Consider the following 19,851-nt stretch of genomic DNA (forward strand, 5'->3'; position numbering starts at 1 on the left):
CTCTCCTTTTTCCATCTACTTCAATTCGACAAAAGGGAATGATTTCCTTCTGAATTAGACAATAAATAATGCAGGATTATACTTAAGTGTTGTTTTTATGTCCAGGCCAGCTGTTAAACCGCTTGGCGCTTTGATAATGCACTTCAAGACTACAAAAAAGCTGATTGGCCATTTTACAACGGGCAATCAGCTTTTTTGTCGTTTAGAGATGATTAATATACGCTGAATTGAACTACTTGCCACTTAGCTAACGCTTGAAGTGGAAGTCTTCTGTCGGGATCTGATAAAAAATCCTACCAACAACGCTCGGCGCTTGGGGATACCACCCGCAATAAACTAGACAGAAAACTACGGTCAGTCTTATTATTTTCGCCTACCACAGTAGGCGCCTTCACTGAAAGATAGAATAGCATCTTTATCCAATATATTCAGTAAAGCAACAGGTGCTTACCCGAATTGCCACGGACGATTTGCGCCCGCCTTTTTCCTTGGCTTATTGGCCCCTAATTCTTCTCGACTCATAATTTGCGGTTCCATTCCCTTTTCGATTTGCGAACTAAGTGCTCTCGAAAGTGAATACACATTCGGTGCAAAATAGACCCGATTTGACTCTAATTGGCAAATAGGACAAGTTGATTTGTCCTTATTCCCTGCCATTGATTTAAAAAATAACGTAAACTCTCCACAATCATTACAACGAAATGTGTAACTAGGCAAGAATAAACCTCCTTATCCTATCATTTTGGCATAATATTTTTATCGAATATTTTTGTAGGGATTGCAATGGTACAACAAGCATTTGGAACATCGACTATGCCATTGATTCGACTTTCAACTGGTGCTGTACTCAGCAGCATATAGGCTTGTTCACCTGTATAACCCAGCGTTTTTAAATACTCAATGGCATTCAAGCATGCCCGACGAAACGCAAGATTAGCATCTAAATAATGTTGTTTCCCATCCTTATTATCTACTGAAATCCCTTGGAAAACGAGGAAATCATTATAGTTTGGATCTACTGGGCCCGGTTGGAATACAGGATTTTCGTAAATTTTATAGGTTTCCATTCCACCTTTAATGACATCCACCTTTAGATCAATCCATCCTGCCATCTCGACACCACCACAAAATGTGATTTCTCCATCCCCTTGTGAAAAATGAAGATCTCCTACCGATAACTTCGCTCCCTCCACAAATACTGGGAAGAAGATTTTCGACCCTTTAGATAGATTTTTAATATCACAGTTCCCGCCATTTTCCCTTGGTGGTACTGTTCGAGCTCCTTCCTTAGCTACTCGATCAAACTCAGCTCCTTTTAATGTGCCGAGCACTGCCCTCTCCGGAGTCGGTGCATTGGCCAACGTTGGAACCCGGTCCGGATTGGTCATGATGAGTTCTTTTTCTCGTTCATTCCATTTTTGCAAAAGTTCCATAGAGGGAGCAACGCCTATTAAGCCAGGATGGATAATCCCAGCAAACTTCACACCAGGTATATGTCTCGAAGTCGTATAAATGCCTTCAAAATCCCAGATTGATTTAGCTGCTTCTGGAAATTCGTCAACTAAGAAACTTCCCCCATTCTCTCTTGCGAAAATGCCGTTAAACCCCCACGCCGAATCTTGAAAAGTACCAATATCTAAAATATCTACGACAAGTAAATCTCCAGGTTCAACGCCGTTCACATAGACCGGTCCACTCAACACATGAACACGTGCAAGATTCACATCTCGAATATCATTTGGACTATCATCATTTTTAATTTGTCCATCTGTCCAGTCTTTACATTCCATTCTAAAAGAAGTACCTGGATCTACTGAAAATGCTGCTGGTATGTCTGGGTGCCATCGATTGTGACCGGGATGTGCCTGTTCTTCCATTGATTTGCTTAAATCTAGTTTGTACAGAGTTTTCACCATTTGATTTACTACCCCCAGTTTCTATGTAAGTGATGTATGCGATTTCATATTATCAAGGATAAATAGAAATGTCAAACTATTCCGAACATTCTATCTTTAGGTTAAGCAACTAAAATCTAGAATGAATTGAGGGCAGTCAAATGTATTATTTCTTATTTAAAAACCTCACACATTCAGTATCCCCTTTAACTCATCGTAATTCTCCAAATGTTATGATTATTTATTTAAAAAATGGATGCAAACAAGTATTTATATATAGTTGATTATTTAATTTCTTTGTCATTTATTGTGCATCTAAAAATGGTTTGTAACTAGGATCATTTTTCCTTTTTTATGCAAATATGTACCAAAAATAAAGTACAGTATTAACATTGGAACGCCAATGTAGAATGAAAATCTCGTATCTGGACTGTAGGCTGTGTAAATCGCAATAGCAATTAATGCGAATAAACAAAGAATGGTTGGGATTGGATAAGTATGCATTTTATATTTTAGCTTATCGACTGATCCGCCATTTTTCACTAACCATTTTCTAAATTTATAATGGGAAAGATAGCTTCCAAACCATCCAAGCAACGTATTAAAACCTGCAATAGAAGTTAACCAAATGAATACTTTATCTGGTGAAATAAAGTAAAGTTCGTAATAAGAGAAACTTGTCCAAGAAACAAAGTTAAGATTACCGCATTCATTGGAATACCACGTTTATTTATTTTCCCTAATGCTTTTAAACAACAAGTCCCACACGCTCTGACCCCTTAAAGAGGATACTTGAAACTTCAAACTAAAAGGCATAAATAGCGTGCCATTTCCTCTGCAATCAATAAAAAATGATAAAGAGTGCTTAAGATTTTCCTACAAAAAATATCCAGCTACACTTACGTGCACTCTGGATATTTTATGACTAAATTATACATTTATTGATTGTTGAATAAGGCTTGTTAACGTATTAACACCTTTTTGTTCTAAATGTACGCCGTCTGGAGCAAAAAATTCTGGGTGGTTGATAGCAACCGAATGCCAATCAATCAATGTAATATTATCATGCTCTTGAGCTTTTTGTTGTAATGAATAATTCACTTTACCTTCCCAAGCACGAGGTACCCTTGTATTTACTAAATAAATATCGGCATTGGAGAAAGCTTCAAGTAGTGTATCAATCTGATCATTCGTAAAGAAACCATTTGTGCCAAGCTGAATAATAACGGCTTTATTTGGCTGATTAAAACTAGCATAATTAGGTGCCAATTGGATTGCTTGTGAAACTTGGCGGCCAATTTTTGCATCAATCGTAATGTTTGGATAGATGTTATGTAAGCTTGAAGCGATATCTATCATTAAAGAATCTCCAATAGCTAATATTCCATTATAGGATTCACTTTCAGGGGTAGCAGTTGTATCATTTTCTCCTTGCTTAGGTTCTTCATTATCCGATTGAGCGCTAGTTTCTGCTTTTTCATTCTCACCATTCGATGAATCACTTTCTGATGTTTCTTTTTCCGCTACGGCATCCTGTTGCTTCGAAGGTTGTTCTCCACCGCTTATTTTAATTTCTGTTGGTTGAGACTCTTTTGACTCCGTTTTCCCTTCACCTACAACACCTGTCATCCCAGTAAAAAATACTAAAAGGAATAGTGGAACGAGCAACGTTGAAATTTTTCTAGCAAACGTAAGGCTACTCCATTTATTTTTATTAATAACAAGATGCTGTCGATAATAGGAGCGGAATCCTTCCTTCCGTATTGGCATTTCGATAAAACGATACGATAGTTCAGCAATCACCAAAATAAGAACTAATTGTAATGCAACTCGCCAGTACGCAGGATTACCTATTTCATGGACTGGCGTACCCAATACCATAATCGGATAATGCCATAGATAAATTCCATACGATCTTGAACCTATCCAACGTAGAGGCTTCAAAGAAAGTATTTTTCCTAAAATGCTAATTGGATGACAAACACAAGCTATTAATATAGCTGCATTCAAACAGAATAGGAACATGCCTCCTCTATATAAGAAAGTTTGATATTCATCTACAAAAACAATACTTAAAATGAAAATACTAAAAGCAACCAAGCTTATTGCATTTAGTTTATTGACATGGTCAGTAGATAGTTTTTGAGAAGATAGTCTTTTCATCGGCCAAACGAGCGCTAGCCAGCAGCCTATAAGTAATTCAAAAGAACGCGTATCTGTCCCGTAATATACTCTGCTTGGATCCGCTCCTGGCTCATACAGCATGCCCATTAACACAGCTGAGCATAATGCACCGATAATGATGTAAATGGCTAATTTAGCCGGCTTTTTAACAAGATAAAGCCCTAGCATTAACAGGATTGGCCAAATAAGATAAAATTGTTCCTCAATGGCTAAAGACCATAAATTTTTTATAGGTGAAGGAGATCCAAAACTATCAAAATAAGAGAGTTTATGAAAAATGAACCACCAGTTACTTGAATAAAAAATAGAGGATATTGCATCTCCACGCAATGTATTAAGAAGTTCCTTATGAAATAAGGTAGCCCAAGCGAACGAAGTAATAATCATTACGTATGCAGCAGGTAGTAGGCGTCGAAATCGCCCAATCCAAAATTCCCCTAAACCTACCGTTAACTGATTTCCTTTTAAGGGTAAAACAGTAGAAGTAATTAAGTAACCCGATAAAACAAAAAAGATATCAACTCCTAGGAATCCACCACTGGCCCATCTGAAGTTAAAATGATAAGCTATCACAGCTAGTACTGCTAAAGCTCGAATCCCGTCTAACCCCGGGATATAACGATGATTGACTACCTTACCTGACATAATATTCCTTCCTCTTCTTCCGATAATCCATAAACTTTTGCGACATTTTTTATAATATAAACGTTAGTTTTAAGTTAAATATCGTCCCCTTTTAAATAATGAATCAGTGCATTCACTTATATAAATGACGGATGAGTATTTATAAAAGTTTAAATTTTATAACATAAACAACTCGAAATTCTTCTTCTCATATGTAAAGTGCCCTTTATTCTTTTGGAATAAAGGAATATTTCCCCATCAAAAAAGCATCTCCAACAATGGTAGATGCTTCAAAAGCGTTTTCCGCCTATTGCATATGCCGCAAAAATTTTACAATTCATAGTCAAATCTTTATGTGCTGACCCGAAAATTATAAGACAAGAAACAAATAATTAAAAGGCTTAACTTCTATCCTAAAAAAATTCCTGACATTTTTGCTAAATTAAATTTGGCAAAAAGAGAGACTATAAATTTGCTAATCTCTATTGTTTTTTATTCTTGTTTTTCTGTAACGAAAGATTTTGCTATAGCTTTTCCTATTACAGCAATTGTACGATTCAATTCTTCTTCTGTATTGTCAATTCCACCTATTTCGATTAAGATCATTTCTTTTGTTAAATCTTGATTATAACGTCCATCCACATTGTCACCACTTTTTGATATAACACCTCTGGAAATTTTCGGCACAATTTCATTCATAGTAGCGGATAGACTTTCTGCATAAGCAGTATTCCATCTATAATTCTTATGCTCTGCACCAATGACAATGGCAATCCGTGCATACGATTCGTTATTATGAGTTATCGTTGTCGCATTTTTCTTGGCAGAATCTCGATGCAAATCAATCACTAAATCGTAGGATTGCTCTTGTAAACGTTTTGCTAAATAAGGACGGACGACGTTGTAAGCATCCGGAAAAAGTTTTTTCTGAAGTTTTAATTCCTTCATCACATCAACATCTAAAACGTCCGTTTGTATACCGTTCATACTAAAATGCTTAGAGATAGTATCTTTTAAACTAAAAATATTTGTTTTTTCATCATAAACGGCCGCTTTCCCGCTAACAGCTTTCACTATTGGTTGATATGATTCCTGTGAATGTGTAAATACTAACAATACTTTAAATGGATCTTTTATTTCCTCTTTTGTTTCCTCTTTTGTCTGCTCAAGGACACTTTGTTCAGGTAAATTAGTAGCGGCAAACACGACTGGTTTATCCTCTGGCTCTTTAATCGGAGTCGATGCTTGCTTATTGAACGGAAGTTGCCCTGCAATGACAGGTAATACGAAGAAGAACAATAATAAACCAAATGACCACTGTAGTTTTTTTAGCAAAGTCACACCCTCCTCCCCTTATCGTATGGAGAGGATGTGCCTTTTAGAACGGAAAAAATTATAGATTATTTGCCCATTTCATAAGCATAGATGATACAAGTTTTGCATAATTATCTATCCAATAATCGGCTTCCTTTGGTGTGACCATCAGCTGTGTATGCGAGCCTGCGAAAGTCTCTGCAAACAATTGCTGACGCTCTTCTTTAGACCATGTAGCCCATTCACCAAAAATCGGCTGTACTAAAGACATATCTAGTTCTTTATTTATATCTGGTTGCCAAGACGACAATGACAATTTTGATGAAGGTTTACTCCGTTCTGACACCCGTGCAGCTATAGAACGTAGCATTACCTCTACAGCATCGGCAATTAATACAGGTGCATCAACTACTGTTGGGATACCAATTGCGGTAACAGGAATGCCAAGCATCTCATATGAAATTTCCTTACGCTTATTTCCTACACCTGAACCAGGGTGTATCCCTGTATCCGTTAATTGAATTGTTTTACATAAGCGATTACTAGCTCTTGTTGCAAGTGCGTCTACTACAATAATTAATTTGGGCTTTAGACGTTCTGCCAACGCCGCTACAAATTCACCCGTTTCATATCCTGTTTGGCCGGTTACACCAGGCGCATACATGACAAATTTTTCATCAATTACATCTAAACTATGCAAATGATCAATAAGATATGGTCCTATAGCATCTGGTGTAATTGTACGATTACCTAGACCAATAATTAAAATTTTGTCATCTTCATTCCATGACATGGATTCATGCATTTTTTTAAAATTCACAAGCAATTCTTTCTCAAGCTGCTCAAATCCATCTCGATCTTCTAACGTCAAAGTAGGCACAGAAAGAGTAATGTACTTCCCTTTCTTCTTTCCGATTTGCTTTTCACCTTCTGCATCAACGAGCACATCAGTGATTTTTACCCGACCAGCATTGAGATCTTCAATTTGAATACCACTCGACTCTTTAAGTGTATCTTTTTGCTCTTTCGTTTGATGTAAAACAACCTCTTCAGACTCATCAATCAAATCCGTACGTTGCCAATTAAAATTTTGCATACAGTTCACCTCAACTGTAGTTTGTTCAAACTGTCAAGTAAATATTCTTTGCATTTATCTATTGCAATTTGTCCTAGCGTTTGTTAAAATGATTTTTGTTGTATTGACACAAGAAATCAATGAGAAGATATCATCTCGTACCTATTTTAGGAGGTGAAACATATGCCAAACATTAAATCTGCGATTAAACGCGTAAAAGTTAACGAAAAAGCTAACGCTGCTAACACTCAAGCTAAATCTGCAATGCGTACTACAGTGAAAAAAGCTGAAAACGCTGTTGTTGCTAAAGCTGAAAACACGCAAGAACTTTTACAAGCAGCTTACAAATCTTTAGATAAAGCAGCTTCAAAAGGACTTATCCACAAAAACGCGGCGGCTCGTAAAAAGTCTCGCCTTGCTAAAAAAGCGTAATTGTTGTAAAGGATCAGTATACTCTATTAAGAGTTGCTGATCTTTTTATTTATGAAAAAATAAACTACGCCTAATTGAAATAATTGTCCAACTGTAGCTTTACTTTCGCGAAGATAATTTTGCCACTGTCACTTTATTTTCCCACTATAATACTTACTAAACGACCATAAAGAGCTGCCCCTATTGCTTCGGACAGCTCATCAATAGTTGTTTTCATTCTATACAAGCGTTATCTCCTTAGAGTTGGCGCAGTAAAAAGAGTTCTAAATAACGCTCACGATTGCCTCCTGTTGATTTCAGTTGTAAATCGACCTCTGCTAACTGATATAAAGCCTTCAATAAGCTTTCCTCTGATGGACGATTACGCTGCTCAACCATCAACTTGACGCGATAAGGATGTATTTTTAAATTTTTTGAGATTTGCTGTGGATGATAACCCTTTTTTAATGAATAAAAGACATTGGACATCGTACGTACATTTGATGCAAGTAATCCAACAAGCATGATAGGCTCTTGCTTTTGACGTAGTAAATCGTGATAAATAGATAATGCACCAACAGAATCGTTTGCAAAGTAAGCATTTAGCATTTTAAAGGCATCCTGCTCTAACGTTTTTGCTACTAAATCCTCGACTAGCGTGGCAGTTATTTCACCACCATCTCCTACATAAAGAGTTAGCTTTTCAATTTCCATTTGCAACTGTAGCATATTTGGTCCAACCATTGCGACAAGCTGCTCAATCGCATTTTGTTTTATGCTGTTGCCCTCTGCTTTCACAATACTTTGTATCCACACAGCTAAGTCCTGCTCCTTTGGTGTTTCAGCTTGGACTAATAACGCATGCTCCTTCATCATCTTTGTCACTTTTTTACGTTCATCCAATTTCTCATAAGGAGCGATAAAAACTGTTATTGAAAAATCAGAAGGGTTAGCAAGCCATGCTTCTAAGCGTTTTATATCATGGTCAATTTTTTCTTTTCCTTTTTCGCTTGCCTTTAAAAAGGATGCATTTTTGGCAATAATAAGCTTTCGCTCAGAGAAAAATGGAATTGTATCTGCTTCATCTATAACGGCATCCACTGGCATTTCTTCCAAATCAAATGTTGACATCTCTATCTCTTCTTCGGGTCCTATCGCTTCTTTTAACCGTTTAACTGTTTCATCTATAAAATAGCCTTCTTCACCAACGAGTAAATAAACTGGTGAGAGCTCTCCTTTTTTGATATTATTCCAAACCGTTGAAATCATAATTTCCCCTCCATGTAGCAATACTACTAGTATACATGATTTATATTCCTTTGTGACTTTGACCGAATTGTGTCGATTCTTTGCCATATGGCAAATTCTCCTTTTCGATATAGCTTTTATGAAATTGATGTCTTATAATAAATAACAGAATTGGAGGGATAACAATGAATCCATTTGAAGGAAAAAACATACAATGTCGCCGTAACGATGCAACTGATTCAGGAGTTGGCTTCGGTGTATCATTTGGAATGTTTTCACTTATGTTTATCATCGCAATAGTAGTGGAAGTAGCATCTAGATAATTAATTTTATGTCAGGAAAAAGACCTTGCTCATTGGACAAGGTCTTTTTCCTTTTGTATAAACCAACTATTCTCCAGAATTCTTACTTCAATCGTCCCATCTATCCCAGTTGTTAACGTAGATAAATATCGACTTGTAAAACGCTCCACAATCTCTTCATGTGGATGACGGTAGCGATTATTGAGCCCAGCACTGAAAATGGTTAGTTCGGGCCGTAACAGCTCTACAAACGGCTCAATACTTGATGTTTTACTGCCATGGTGTCCAGCCTTCAACAATGTCATGTCCGCTAATTGCTTGTTGTAAAGATGAATAAGCTCCTGTTCACCATGCTCCTCTAAGTCACCAGTTAACAATGCTCGAAATGACCCCTGTTGCATATATAAAACGATTGAATCATCATTCCCCTCATAAAGAGTGTCACGGGGCCATAAATAATGAAAACTAGTTTTTCCTATACGCCACGCTGTTCCCTGCATTTTTTCTTTCACAGGAACTTTTTTCTTTTTGGCTTCCATCAGTAAATCCCGCATTACAGGCTTGTCCATTGAACCAGGAGTGAGGTGTATTTCATGCATGTTAATCTCTTGCAAAATCTCTTCAGCGCCCTCTACGTGATCGGCATCCGCATGAGTGGCGATAAAAATATCAATGTCTCGTATCCCTTTTCCTTTCAAAAACGGTACAACAACTTGTCTCCCGACCTCATAAGGGCTGTCTGACGCCTTCCATATGTCCTGCTCAAAGCGTAGTAAGCCGCCTGAATCAATAACATACACAGCCCTTCTAAACGGTAATTCAATAACTGTACAATCACCCTGACCAACATTTAAAAATGTAAGCTTAGTTTCGTTAAACAACATCGGCGATAAATGAATACACAATGCAGGAATGAACATAACAACTGCAAATTTACCATATTGTTTTATTTCGATAAAATAGAAACCCACTAATACACTGATCAATGCTACGCAAATAAGCCATATAGCGGGCTGCCCTGGCGACCACAGCTGAAACGGCAATTCCTGAAGGTATAAAATAAACTTTGTAAGCCAAACACGGAGCGGCTCGTATCCAACAAACAAAGCTTTTGCTACTGGCATCGATATAATCGTTATGACAAACAAGACAATATTAACTGGCAAAATAACAAGGGAAAACAGTGGTACGAAAATAATATTTGCCAAAAATGATGAAATAGAAATTTCATAAAAATGATGGAGTAATAATGGATAAACAAGAAGCTGGCACACAAATGTAATGAAAAATGAACGGATAAACCAGTTCGTGGATAGTCTTAAAATGACGCCAGAATAGACAAGACTAACCGTTGCTAAATATGACAATTGAAAGCCAATCTGATAAATGATACCTGGTTCTAGTAGGACAAAGCAAATAAAGCTAATTGCTAGAGCATCATCAATCGATATTTGCCACCTAGCGTAACGCATCAGCATGATTAATTCTACAACAGATACTGCGCGCCATACGGACGGAGCACCACCAGCTAGCACCCCATAGATAGGTAAGATGATGAGTAAAATTAAGGTCGCCATTTCCTTCCGTACGCCTAAACGTAGGAGACCTTCAAAAAATAACCATGAGACAAGTGCCACATGCAAACCAGAGATAGCAAATATATGAGTGATGCCAAGCTTTTGATAGGCTCTTTGAAGCTCATGATCGACTTGATCCTGCGATCCTATTAGAAGTGCTTGTGCCTCTGCAACTAGTGACTCAGGGAATGTTGTTTCAATATGTTTTTTCATAGAATGTCTCTGTTTAGCAAGAAACGAACGAATGGATTTTTTCTCTTCTATAAAGGTCCAGCTTGAAACTTCAAATATTCCTCTAGCACCTTTACTAATCAAATATTTTTCCATAGAAAACGCATACGCATGTGCAGGTGGAAGAGGTGCTATAAGTTCTCCTTGAACTTGATAGGTTCTACCTGTCAATGAAGTAGTTTCATAAAAGCTTTTCTCTTCTTCTGATGAAAATGTATAGACGACATACAACTTCTCACCTGTTTCAGGTTTGACAAAGCCTCTAAGCTTTTGACCATTTATTTTATATTCACTCGACCAAGTTATTTGGAATGTTGACGGTAGAGGGGGAGATTCCGTCAATTGAAATGTAACGATGAAGAAATAGGAAAGAAACCCAAAGATGATAACAAGCGCTGAAATTAAACATGTTTCACCTTTCAATTTAAGCCATAACGCGAAAAGCAGAAGAATAGCGAGTAGCCAAGCTGACTTGTGTGCCGCTATTGAGGCAACAAGTACAGCTAGTGCTACGTAAATCCATTTATGCTTTAAAGCTTTTTGCCAAATAATGCACTCACCTTCTGTTCATATGGGAGCAATTTTTCTGCAGGCATACCACTTTCACGAAGTTCATTTAGCATGTCTATGTACAAGGCTAATTTTTCGTCGCTTAAAAAGTCAATTTTACGTTCATCAAACGGAACGTGTACGACCTCTACACCTGCTTTTTCAAATAATTCTTGTGCATAAGGGTTATTTTTATAATCCGTAGCGTAATACACACGTTCAATACCTGCTTGAATAATAGATTTCGTACATGGTAGACATGGGAAATGTGTAACATATAAGTCTGCACCTTTTGTAGGCGTCCCATATTTAGCACATTGTAATAGTGCATTCATTTCAGCATGCACTGTGCGCACACAATGGTTATCTACAACATAGCAACCATTTTCAATACAATGTTCATCACCCGTAATTGAGCCATTATAGCCACCTGCAATAATTCGCTTATCTCTAACGACAGTCGCTCCTACTGCAAGCCTTGTACATGTACTACGTAATGCGAGTAAATGGCTTTGCGCCATAAAAAATTGATCCCAAGTAATTCGCTCCATATGACTACCTCCGAAAATTTACTTATATTTATAATGATTATTTACGCTGTGCCTTTATGGCAACAGTCCTTTTCTACTATAGTGTAGCCCTTTTTGAAAAGAGTCGTCAATATCTCAAAACTTACTACCATTACTTAACAGTAATGAAATCCTTCAGCTTCTCAAACGTTTTTTCGCCAATACCACTCACTTTTTTCAAATCCTCAATTGTTTTAAAGCCGCCATTCTCCTCACGATACGAAATAATGCTTTGAGCCTTTGATGGACCAATACCTGATAATGTCGTAAGCATTGCTTCATCTGCTTTATTTAAATTGACCTTTTGATCTTTCATACCGCTGTTACTTTGTGATGTTCCGCTAGTAGGCATCGTCAAGAGATAAGAGGAAATTTCGTCTAGCTTTTCACCCTTTATAGGAATGTAAATAACCATCTCATCATCAACTTTTTGCGCATGATTAATGAGTTGCGTATCAGCATCCTGCGTATAGCCACCTGCAAGCTGTACGGCATCTATAATGCGCTTATCGGGCTGTAGCTCATAGACACCCGGATACATAACAGCACCCTTTATATCAACAAATACCTGCTGTATGACCGCTTCATCAACAGATTCTTTCATTTCATGTTGTTCAATAGGTTGGATTGTTTCGATGAGCTCTTCTTGGGGAGGTGAAGAGTCAGAACTCGAAAAAAAGAAGTAACTAAGTCCACTGATTACAAGTACGCCGGGGATCAACATACTTTTTTTATACTTTTGCCAAAAAGATTGGATCATCAAATAACATCCTTTCCTTTGCAAAAGGTAATCATATGGAGTCTATTTCATCTTACAATATCATTCATGTGTTGAAAAGATAAATTATCTATTAAGACAAAAACGAAGGCATCCCTGAGCTGCAGTTTTGAGATTTATCGAGAACTTTTGATTGTTTATCGACCAACTTTATCGATTTATCTACCAACTTTATCGATTTATCTACCAACTTTTTTAATTTATCTACCAACTTTCGAAAAATATCGACATCTACCTTCATGCAACACTATCTGACCGCACTAATTATTTGCGTATAAAAATTTTCACATCAAAAAAAGCGCGAGAAATCAACGTTTCTAAATTGATTTCTCTCACTTTTTAAGGTTTCGACCAGTTTTGTCCCAGCCTCTTTTCAACATTACTTTCTACAAGCGTTATTCTGCTAAGATATCTTTAAATTTCGCTTGAAGCTCAGTCGATAAGATTCCCTCATTGTTAAAATGGCGAATAAACACATTTTGCATCACATCATCCTCCTGAGCTGGATTCATCAGCATTAATATATGATTAATCTTCTCCGCGAGCTGTACTGGATTGGCATACATCGTATTCCATGCGCGAACCTTTAACTCTAAATCTGTACCGAGGGCCGCCTCCTCCAAGTCCTGTATTGATACTGGCTCACTAAAATGTGCATACGGGTCTTCATATGTATCTGTATGTAAAAAATGAATACAATCATCTAATTTGTCTGCCACACGTATTGTATCCACAAAAACGCCTTGATCATTTTCATATAGATAGCTATTTTCTAAAATTAAAAACGGTGCGTGTTGCTGAATACCGACTACTCGTTTTTTTAATTGAGGTGTAATAAAGGTTAAACCATGCTCTAGCTGCAATGTTTGAACGTACATAGAAAAATTACCGTTTTCAGCAAAATCACTATATGTTTTTGGACGATAATAAAATTCAGCGTCTAAATCCTCTGCTTCAATCGTCCATTCTACTTCTGGGCAATCAAAAACAACGCGTAGTGCCATTCCATTCGCTGTTTTTCTGAGCTCATCGTAAATATAAAACTGCTCTGGTTCTACTTGACCTACCTCACTTATAATATTGTTAAACGTAAGAGAAATAATTGATTTTGCAGTAAAGCCTCCTGCCATATCAAATGTTAATTCCACTTGAGTAGCATTACGGCGAATACTAACTATTGTTGCATCATGAAGACTTTGCTCAAAGACCTCTCTCTCCTTCGGTTTCATATAAGCTAATGTTCTCTGCTTTTCCTCATATGCCGCATCGAGAATATTTTCAAATAGCTGTTCCTGTTCATTTCTCCATCCTAAAAAATCTTCTCGTACATGCTTAGGAACATCTGGTGTATTCAACGTACCATCTAAAACATATGTATGAAATCGCAGTGGTAAATCGTTCATTAAACTATCGCGTACTTCATCTAACTCTTGCTTCTTTTCCTTATATAGATCAATATCATTTTCCTTTGCATAGGCAAGGCTCTGTGTCCACTCTTCATCAGATTCGTATATAAATAGTTTCATCGCATTTTCATATGCTTTTTTCTCTTGCAATGTTAAATGCCACATAATTTCAGCTCCTTTAATTGGGTAGTAAAAGAAAAAACTTTTGGCTCAAGTTGATCTACGTTTCGACTGGTCGACTCCTTGGGGATCAGCGTCACAGATGAGAACCTAGAGCGAGCACATTGGGTCAAGAGGCTCATCAGACGCCCTCAGAAAGCTTTGCTCTGCGCGAAAGCGAAGCGACAGCAACAAATGTTTTATCTGTGCGAAAGCGAAGCGACAGCAACAAATGTTTTATCTGTGCGAAAGCGAAGCGACAGCAACAAAGCGCCCAGTCGGATCGCAAATCAATCACACGTTATGGTAATGTGCTAAAATTTTGATATTATCATTATTATATTTTTGGAAAGTTAATTTCCGAAACAAAATACTTTTAATTCTAAATTTAATAATGCTATTTATTGAAGATTTAAATGATATTTGACAATGAAAAGTAAAAACAGCTCACTGGTTAGTTAACCAGCAAGCTGTTCTTCTATTTCACCGCACGAATAAAAATGCGTTCACTTTCATATTCAGGACCTTCATCTGTAAAATCCGCTGTTACTTCTACATGTCTAAAGCCAATTTTCTGAAGCCATGCCATATACTGATCGATTGAGAATGTGCGCTGGTTATGTTCCTCGTCGAAGCGTTCATACAAATCACTCGCAGCATCACGCACATAAAATGTCATTTGGTGGACAACGGAATGTTCAAAATCGCCAGGCTCCGTATGCCATACATAGCTAATGTCACCATCGTCATACGTAAACGGACCGTCTAAAAATATATCATTCATTTTAAATAACGAATGCACATCAAAAAACAGTTGCCCTCCATCTCGTAAAGCACCATGAATACGTTCTAATGTTGAATACACAGCTTTTTCTTCCACTACATAATTCAGCGAATCAATAGCAATCGTTACAACGTCAAGCGCCTCAAAGCCCTCTAATTCATCCATCGACAAACAATAGAGAGGCACATGTAATCCTGCATCAGCAAAGCGCTCTGCGGCAATGGAGAGCATACTTTCCGATAAATCAACCCCACTTACCTTGTAACCTGCCTGCGCAAACAGCAGGCTAAGCACACCTGTACCGCAGCCGATATCTAAAAGATTCGGGTATTGACTGCTCGGTGCATGCTGCAAAACCCATCCCACATAACGTTCATAAGGGATATCCGTTTGCAGCTCGTCATACACGTGTGCAAATCGTTCGTAGCTACTCACACTTAAGCCTCTGGCATGTCTAGTTGCGGTGCATCGCCCCATAGACGTTCTAAATTATAATAAGAACGTTCATCTTTATGGAATACATGCGCGACAACATCCCCAAGATCCACAAGAACCCAGCGTGCTCCATCGAAGCCTTCTACACGACGAATTTCATAGCCCTCTTTTACTGCTACCTCTTGTAATTCACGTGCGATTGCTTGCACTTGGCGGTCAGAATTACCATGAGCAATAATAAAGTAATCTGCTAAAAGTGAAATGCCTTCCATATTTAAAACGACAATATCCTCACCGTGTTTGTCGTCAATTGCTTTGTAAGCTGATTGTAATAAAGTTGAAGTCATCCTTCACTGTCCTCTCTTTTCATCATATCGTTGTAACATTCTATTGATAATGGATAAATTGCTTGTTTTGTGTCAATTAAAAATGCCAATGTATGGCACACACAAGCACTCATCACTTTATCCAAATTTTTCTTTGCTTTTTTTCGCAGACGATCAACACCATCAAATTTACGATTGGGTTCAATCATATCTGCAACAAAAATAATTTTTTCTAAACGGCTCATACCCACTCGTCCTGTTGTATGAAAACGAATAGCATTTAACATATCCTCATCAGTAATGCCAAATTCGCTTTCTGCAATATAAGCACCTACTGGACCATGTAGTAATTCACTACCCCAGCCAATAAGGCGAGCATCTAATTTTTCATCTAGGATGATTTGCTCCATCCATTCAATATCTGCATATTTCGCAATATCGTGAAGGATGGCTGCGATCTCAGCCTTTTTTTCATCCTCACCATAAAATTTGGCTAACTCAATGGCCGTTTCCATTACACCAATGGTATGAATATAGCGCTTCTCAGGCATTCGTGGCTTAATCGCCGCTAAGTACTGTTCGCGTTCCATAAAGACCTTCCTCTCGTATGAACGTCTCTACCGCTTCTGGCAGTAAAAAAGTAACCGTTCCTCCAGTGGCAAGGCGTTCACGAAGCAGTGTGGACGATAGATCGATTTGGGGAGCTTCCACCATTATTATAGGATACTCTGTTGTGGCCTCTGTTCCTGGACGATTTACTCCTACAAATTGCACAAGCTTCACTAATTCATCAATACAGTACCATGTATGAAGCGAATCAATCATGTCACCGCCAATGATAAAGTAAAATTTCACATTAGGCTCCCTTATGCACATCGCAGAAAGTGTCTTATATGAATAGGATACGCCACCCTTATCCACCTCATACGACTCCACAGAAAAATACGGATATGGACTTATTGCACGCCTTACCATTTCAAGGCGCTCCACATCACTAGCATCATGACGTGCAAACTTATGTGGTGGTAACGCATTGGGCATAAAGCGAACTTCATCTAGATCTAAAGCATGAAGTACTTCATTAGCCATCATTAAATGTCCATTATGTGGTGGATTAAATGTACCTCCCAGTAAACCGACCTTTTTCATCGTCTCACCTTATTTCGTTGCTTTTGGTAGTGCAATCTTTTTATGATTGCGTGATTCTTTATATAAAACAACTGTCAGCCCAATTAATTGTACAAGCTCTGCATGTGTACCTTTAGCAAGTGCTTCTGCCACTTCATGCTTGTCCTCTTCACAGTTATCTAAAATACGTACCTTAATCAACTCTCTTACTTCTAATGCTTCACGAATTTGCTTTGTCATTTCGTCATTAACGCCGCCTTTTCCTACTTGGAAAATCGGTGTTAAATGATGTGCTTCTGCACGTAAAAAACGTTTTTGTTTACTTGTTAACATAAAAATTAATTTCCTCCTAATTGCGCCTTTAATTGCACAATCATTGAATTTGTATTTGGGTATTCACCAAGCCAATGCTCAAAAGCAATAGCCCCTTGGTGAACGAACATTCCAAGACCCGTAACGACGGTTGCTCCCTTTTCCTCAGCCGCTTTTAAAAAAGGCGTCATTAATGGATTATACACAATATCGGCCACAATTGCGCCTTCTGCAAGTCGTTCTAGTGAAAATGGCATTGAAAAATTGCCCGTAGCAAGTCCAGCCGATGTCATTTGCACTAAAATGCCAAAATCAGCTAAAGATTCCTCAGCGTCTGCTAAAGAAATTGCATGACCTATACCCATTTCATCGACAATTGCTTGGGCATTTGCCACTGTGCGGTTTGCAATGGTTAAATTCGTATAACCTTGCTGTTGCATAGCAAAAGCGATACCACGAGCTGCACCGCCTGCACCAATCAGAAGAACTGGCTTGTCTTTATGTGACTTACCAACCGCTTCCTCTAGCGAGCGCACAAAACCAACACCGTCAGTATTGTATCCCTTTAACTTTCCTTCTTTTGTTCGGACAACCGTATTGACAGCTCCCATTTTTTCGGCCAACTCATCTAGCTCATCTAAATAAGGAATGATTGCTGTTTTATGTGGGATTGTAATATTCCAGCCACTTGCACCTAATGTTTTCAAGCCAGAAACCGCCGACTCCAAATTTTCAGAAGGTACATGCACCGGAATATATGCCGCATCTATCGACCGTTCCTCGAACCAAGCATTGTGCATTGCTGGGGATTTTGAATGCTCAATCGGATCACCAATAACCGCAAACCATTTCTTCATTTCCTAGTCCCTCTTCTCTACTTGTACATCCTAAATAAGTGATGAGCGAATTGAAACTTGTACACCTTTTGGCGCATAAGCCGCTACAACTACATCAGCATGCTGCACAGTAATCCATCCAAGACCAGAGAATACAACATCAGTTTTCGCTTCTTTGATAGAGAACTCATGACGCACTAATGGCGGTAGTTGTTCTATAAATTCGGCAGTTGGTGGAGCCAGCAATTCACCCTTATGCTCTGCATACAATGTATCTGCCTTATCAAGCTTTGTACGGTGTATTGGTAAGTCGTTTGCCACGTGAACCGTAAATGCAGAACGATCTCCTTGAATAAAGTCAAAACGAGCAAGGGCGCCAATAAATAATGTTTGTCCCGCATTTTGTTGATACACTTTTGGCTTTATTTCTTTTTTAGGCATAATATATTTTAATTCGCTAGCGTCAATATGGTGTGCCATCTGATGATGATTAATAATTCCTGGTGTATCATATAATGCACTACCATCATCTAGTGGAATTTCAATCATATCTAAAGTTGTACCTGGGAAATGAGAAGTTGTAATAACCTCACCTTCACCAGTTGCCTGCTTGATAATGCGATTAATGAACGTGGATTTCCCAACATTTGTACAACCTACAACGTACACATTTTGTCCATTACGGTACTCATCAATGGCTTCCATCGCTTCAGCCATCCCTTTCCCTTTATGAGCACTCACTAAAAGTACATCGACAGGTTGTAGACCTAGAGCTTTTGCTTCTCGTTTTAGCCAATTAATCACTTTTTTCGGTTTCACAGATTTCGGTAATAGATCGGCTTTATTCGCGATTAATAACACAGGATTTTTCCCAACGAAGCGGTGAAGTCCTGGTAGCCAGCTCCCATTGAAGTCAAATATATCAACAATTTTTACGATTAAGCCTTGCTGTGTTCCAAGACCGTTTAATATGCGTAAAAAGTCGTCATCTGTTAATGACACTGGTTGAATTTCATTATAATTTTTCAAACGGAAGCAACGTTGGCAAATGACCACGTCTTTTTCTAATGATGATGGGGGTGCATACCCAACTGCTGTTTTATCTTCTGTTTGAATTGTTGTACCACAGCCAATACAATTTGGCATTTCGTTCATTCTTTTTCCTCCCAAGTAGTGATTCCTTTTCGTTTCAAATTATTGAACACACGACGTTCAATAAATCGATTGAATTTTGTTACGAGCCCATCTGATTGTGCAACTGGTTTTACTAGTACCGTATGCAAGCCTAAGCGATTTGCGCCCATTACATCTGTTAGTAGTTGGTCTCCTACCATTACTACTTCCTGTGGTCGTAACCCTAATTGAATAATCGCACTATAAAAGGCATTACGAAGTGGCTTTCTCGCCTTATGAATATAAGGAATACCTAATGGCTCAGCAAATTGCTTTACACGTGCTTCTTTGTTATTCGACGCAATAATAACCCGAATGCCTGATTCTTTCATAATGCGAAGCCAAATAATAAGCTCTTCCGTTGCATCTGCACGGTCCCATTCCACAAGCGTATTATCTAAATCCGTAATAATACCTTTAATGCCTAAGTCTTGAAGCTTTTCCGGTGTAATTTCATAAATACTCGTGACAAATTCATCTGGTAATAAAAAATTATACAAAATAGCGACCCCTAATCTAAACGTATTATTCGACC

At 38.0% G+C, this 19,851-nt stretch carries 22 protein-coding genes; 3 read left to right on the forward strand and 19 right to left on the reverse strand.

Annotation, left to right across the window (positions count from 1 at the left end):
- Window positions 1-447 precede the first annotated feature (447 nt).
- The 6 genes from ACFCYJ_RS09885 to gpr form a co-directional block, all read right to left on the reverse strand.
- Window positions 448-717 (reverse strand): FmdB family zinc ribbon protein, encoded by a 270-nt coding sequence (locus tag ACFCYJ_RS09885; protein WP_376073725.1) that lies wholly within the window; start codon window positions 715-717, stop codon window positions 448-450.
- Window positions 718-737: 20 nt separating this feature from the next.
- On the reverse strand, window positions 738-1,916 hold the full coding sequence (gene fmdA, locus ACFCYJ_RS09890) for a formamidase (RefSeq protein ID WP_376073726.1): 1,179 nt from the start codon (window positions 1,914-1,916) through the stop codon (window positions 738-740).
- A 294-nt stretch (window positions 1,917-2,210) separates the two neighbouring features.
- Entirely contained in the window at window positions 2,211-2,546 is a 336-nt protein-coding gene (locus ACFCYJ_RS09895) for an APC family permease (protein WP_376073850.1), read from the reverse strand.
- Between the two features lie 279 nt (window positions 2,547-2,825).
- Window positions 2,826-4,724 (reverse strand): acyltransferase family protein, encoded by a 1,899-nt coding sequence (locus ACFCYJ_RS09900; protein ID WP_376073728.1) that lies wholly within the window; start codon window positions 4,722-4,724, stop codon window positions 2,826-2,828.
- A gap of 471 nt (window positions 4,725-5,195) precedes the next feature.
- Window positions 5,196-6,044 (reverse strand): stage II sporulation protein P, encoded by an 849-nt coding sequence (gene spoIIP, locus ACFCYJ_RS09905; RefSeq protein WP_376073730.1) that lies wholly within the window; start codon window positions 6,042-6,044, stop codon window positions 5,196-5,198.
- 52 nt (window positions 6,045-6,096) lie between these two features.
- A complete protein-coding gene (gene gpr / locus ACFCYJ_RS09910; protein ID WP_376073731.1) occupies window positions 6,097-7,113 on the reverse strand; it encodes a GPR endopeptidase in 1,017 nt (338 codons plus the stop codon).
- Window positions 7,114-7,275: 162 nt separating this feature from the next.
- Here gpr and rpsT point away from each other — a divergent pair, with 162 nt between their 5' ends.
- Complete coding sequence (rpsT, locus tag ACFCYJ_RS09915; RefSeq protein ID WP_376073733.1) at window positions 7,276-7,524, forward strand: 30S ribosomal protein S20; 249 nt, start codon at window positions 7,276-7,278, stop codon at window positions 7,522-7,524.
- A gap of 237 nt (window positions 7,525-7,761) precedes the next feature.
- On the opposite strand, the gene holA is transcribed toward rpsT, so the two are convergent.
- Complete coding sequence (gene holA / locus ACFCYJ_RS09920; protein ID WP_376073851.1) at window positions 7,762-8,772, reverse strand: DNA polymerase III subunit delta; 1,011 nt, start codon at window positions 8,770-8,772, stop codon at window positions 7,762-7,764.
- A 164-nt stretch (window positions 8,773-8,936) separates the two neighbouring features.
- Here holA and ACFCYJ_RS09925 point away from each other — a divergent pair, with 164 nt between their 5' ends.
- Window positions 8,937-9,074: a YqzM family protein gene (locus tag ACFCYJ_RS09925; protein WP_376073734.1), complete on the forward strand. Its 138-nt coding sequence runs from the start codon at window positions 8,937-8,939 to the stop codon at window positions 9,072-9,074.
- A gap of 29 nt (window positions 9,075-9,103) precedes the next feature.
- On the opposite strand, the gene ACFCYJ_RS09930 is transcribed toward ACFCYJ_RS09925, so the two are convergent.
- The 4 genes from ACFCYJ_RS09930 to ACFCYJ_RS09945 all read right to left on the reverse strand — a co-directional run bounded on the left by ACFCYJ_RS09930 (window position 9,104) and on the right by ACFCYJ_RS09945 (window position 14,328).
- Complete coding sequence (locus ACFCYJ_RS09930) at window positions 9,104-11,284, reverse strand: DNA internalization-related competence protein ComEC/Rec2 (protein ID WP_376073736.1); 2,181 nt, start codon at window positions 11,282-11,284, stop codon at window positions 9,104-9,106.
- A gap of 107 nt (window positions 11,285-11,391) precedes the next feature.
- Window positions 11,392-11,961, reverse strand: a complete 570-nt coding sequence (locus ACFCYJ_RS09935) for a ComE operon protein 2 (RefSeq protein WP_249072644.1) — start codon at window positions 11,959-11,961, stop codon at window positions 11,392-11,394.
- A 130-nt stretch (window positions 11,962-12,091) separates the two neighbouring features.
- On the reverse strand, window positions 12,092-12,739 hold the full coding sequence (locus ACFCYJ_RS09940) for a helix-hairpin-helix domain-containing protein (RefSeq protein WP_376073737.1): 648 nt from the start codon (window positions 12,737-12,739) through the stop codon (window positions 12,092-12,094).
- 413 nt (window positions 12,740-13,152) lie between these two features.
- Window positions 13,153-14,328, reverse strand: coding sequence for a DUF4085 family protein (locus tag ACFCYJ_RS09945; RefSeq protein ID WP_376073739.1), 1,176 nt, complete (start codon window positions 14,326-14,328; stop codon window positions 13,153-13,155).
- Between the two features lie 119 nt (window positions 14,329-14,447).
- Between ACFCYJ_RS09945 and ACFCYJ_RS09950 the strand changes: the two genes are divergently transcribed.
- The gene (locus ACFCYJ_RS09950; RefSeq protein WP_376073740.1) at window positions 14,448-14,648 is read left to right on the forward strand and encodes a hypothetical protein; all 201 of its coding nucleotides are present in this window, start codon (window positions 14,448-14,450) and stop codon (window positions 14,646-14,648) included.
- Window positions 14,649-14,800: 152 nt separating this feature from the next.
- Here the strand turns inward: ACFCYJ_RS09950 and ACFCYJ_RS09955 are convergent, their stop codons facing one another.
- Genes ACFCYJ_RS09955 through ACFCYJ_RS09990 form a run of 8 tightly spaced genes read right to left on the reverse strand, consistent with a single transcriptional unit; the run spans window position 14,801 to window position 19,816 of the window.
- Window positions 14,801-15,541, reverse strand: a complete 741-nt coding sequence (locus ACFCYJ_RS09955) for a class I SAM-dependent DNA methyltransferase (RefSeq protein WP_376073741.1) — start codon at window positions 15,539-15,541, stop codon at window positions 14,801-14,803.
- 2 nt (window positions 15,542-15,543) lie between these two features.
- Window positions 15,544-15,888 (reverse strand): ribosome silencing factor, encoded by a 345-nt coding sequence (gene rsfS, locus ACFCYJ_RS09960; RefSeq protein ID WP_376073743.1) that lies wholly within the window; start codon window positions 15,886-15,888, stop codon window positions 15,544-15,546.
- The gene (gene yqeK / locus ACFCYJ_RS09965; RefSeq protein ID WP_376073744.1) at window positions 15,885-16,457 is read right to left on the reverse strand and encodes a bis(5'-nucleosyl)-tetraphosphatase (symmetrical) YqeK; all 573 of its coding nucleotides are present in this window, start codon (window positions 16,455-16,457) and stop codon (window positions 15,885-15,887) included. The genes rsfS and yqeK overlap by 4 nt, the downstream gene beginning before the upstream one ends.
- Complete coding sequence (locus ACFCYJ_RS09970; protein WP_376073746.1) at window positions 16,426-17,016, reverse strand: nicotinate-nucleotide adenylyltransferase; 591 nt, start codon at window positions 17,014-17,016, stop codon at window positions 16,426-16,428. The genes yqeK and ACFCYJ_RS09970 overlap by 32 nt, the downstream gene beginning before the upstream one ends.
- Before the next feature lie 9 nt (window positions 17,017-17,025).
- Window positions 17,026-17,328, reverse strand: coding sequence for a ribosome assembly RNA-binding protein YhbY (yhbY, locus tag ACFCYJ_RS09975; protein WP_376073747.1), 303 nt, complete (start codon window positions 17,326-17,328; stop codon window positions 17,026-17,028).
- A 5-nt stretch (window positions 17,329-17,333) separates the two neighbouring features.
- Window positions 17,334-18,164, reverse strand: coding sequence for a shikimate dehydrogenase (gene aroE / locus ACFCYJ_RS09980; protein WP_376073748.1), 831 nt, complete (start codon window positions 18,162-18,164; stop codon window positions 17,334-17,336).
- A gap of 30 nt (window positions 18,165-18,194) precedes the next feature.
- Window positions 18,195-19,298 carry a ribosome biogenesis GTPase YqeH gene (gene yqeH, locus ACFCYJ_RS09985; protein WP_376073749.1) on the reverse strand — a complete coding sequence of 368 codons (1,104 nt, stop codon included), beginning with the start codon at window positions 19,296-19,298 and terminating at the stop codon, window positions 18,195-18,197.
- Complete coding sequence (locus ACFCYJ_RS09990) at window positions 19,295-19,816, reverse strand: YqeG family HAD IIIA-type phosphatase (RefSeq protein WP_053484739.1); 522 nt, start codon at window positions 19,814-19,816, stop codon at window positions 19,295-19,297. The genes yqeH and ACFCYJ_RS09990 overlap by 4 nt, the downstream gene beginning before the upstream one ends.
- Window positions 19,817-19,851: the final 35 nt, after the last annotated feature.

The organism is Lysinibacillus sp. NPDC056232, assembly GCF_042267565.1.
Lineage (GTDB): Bacteria > Bacillota > Bacilli > Bacillales_A > Planococcaceae > Lysinibacillus.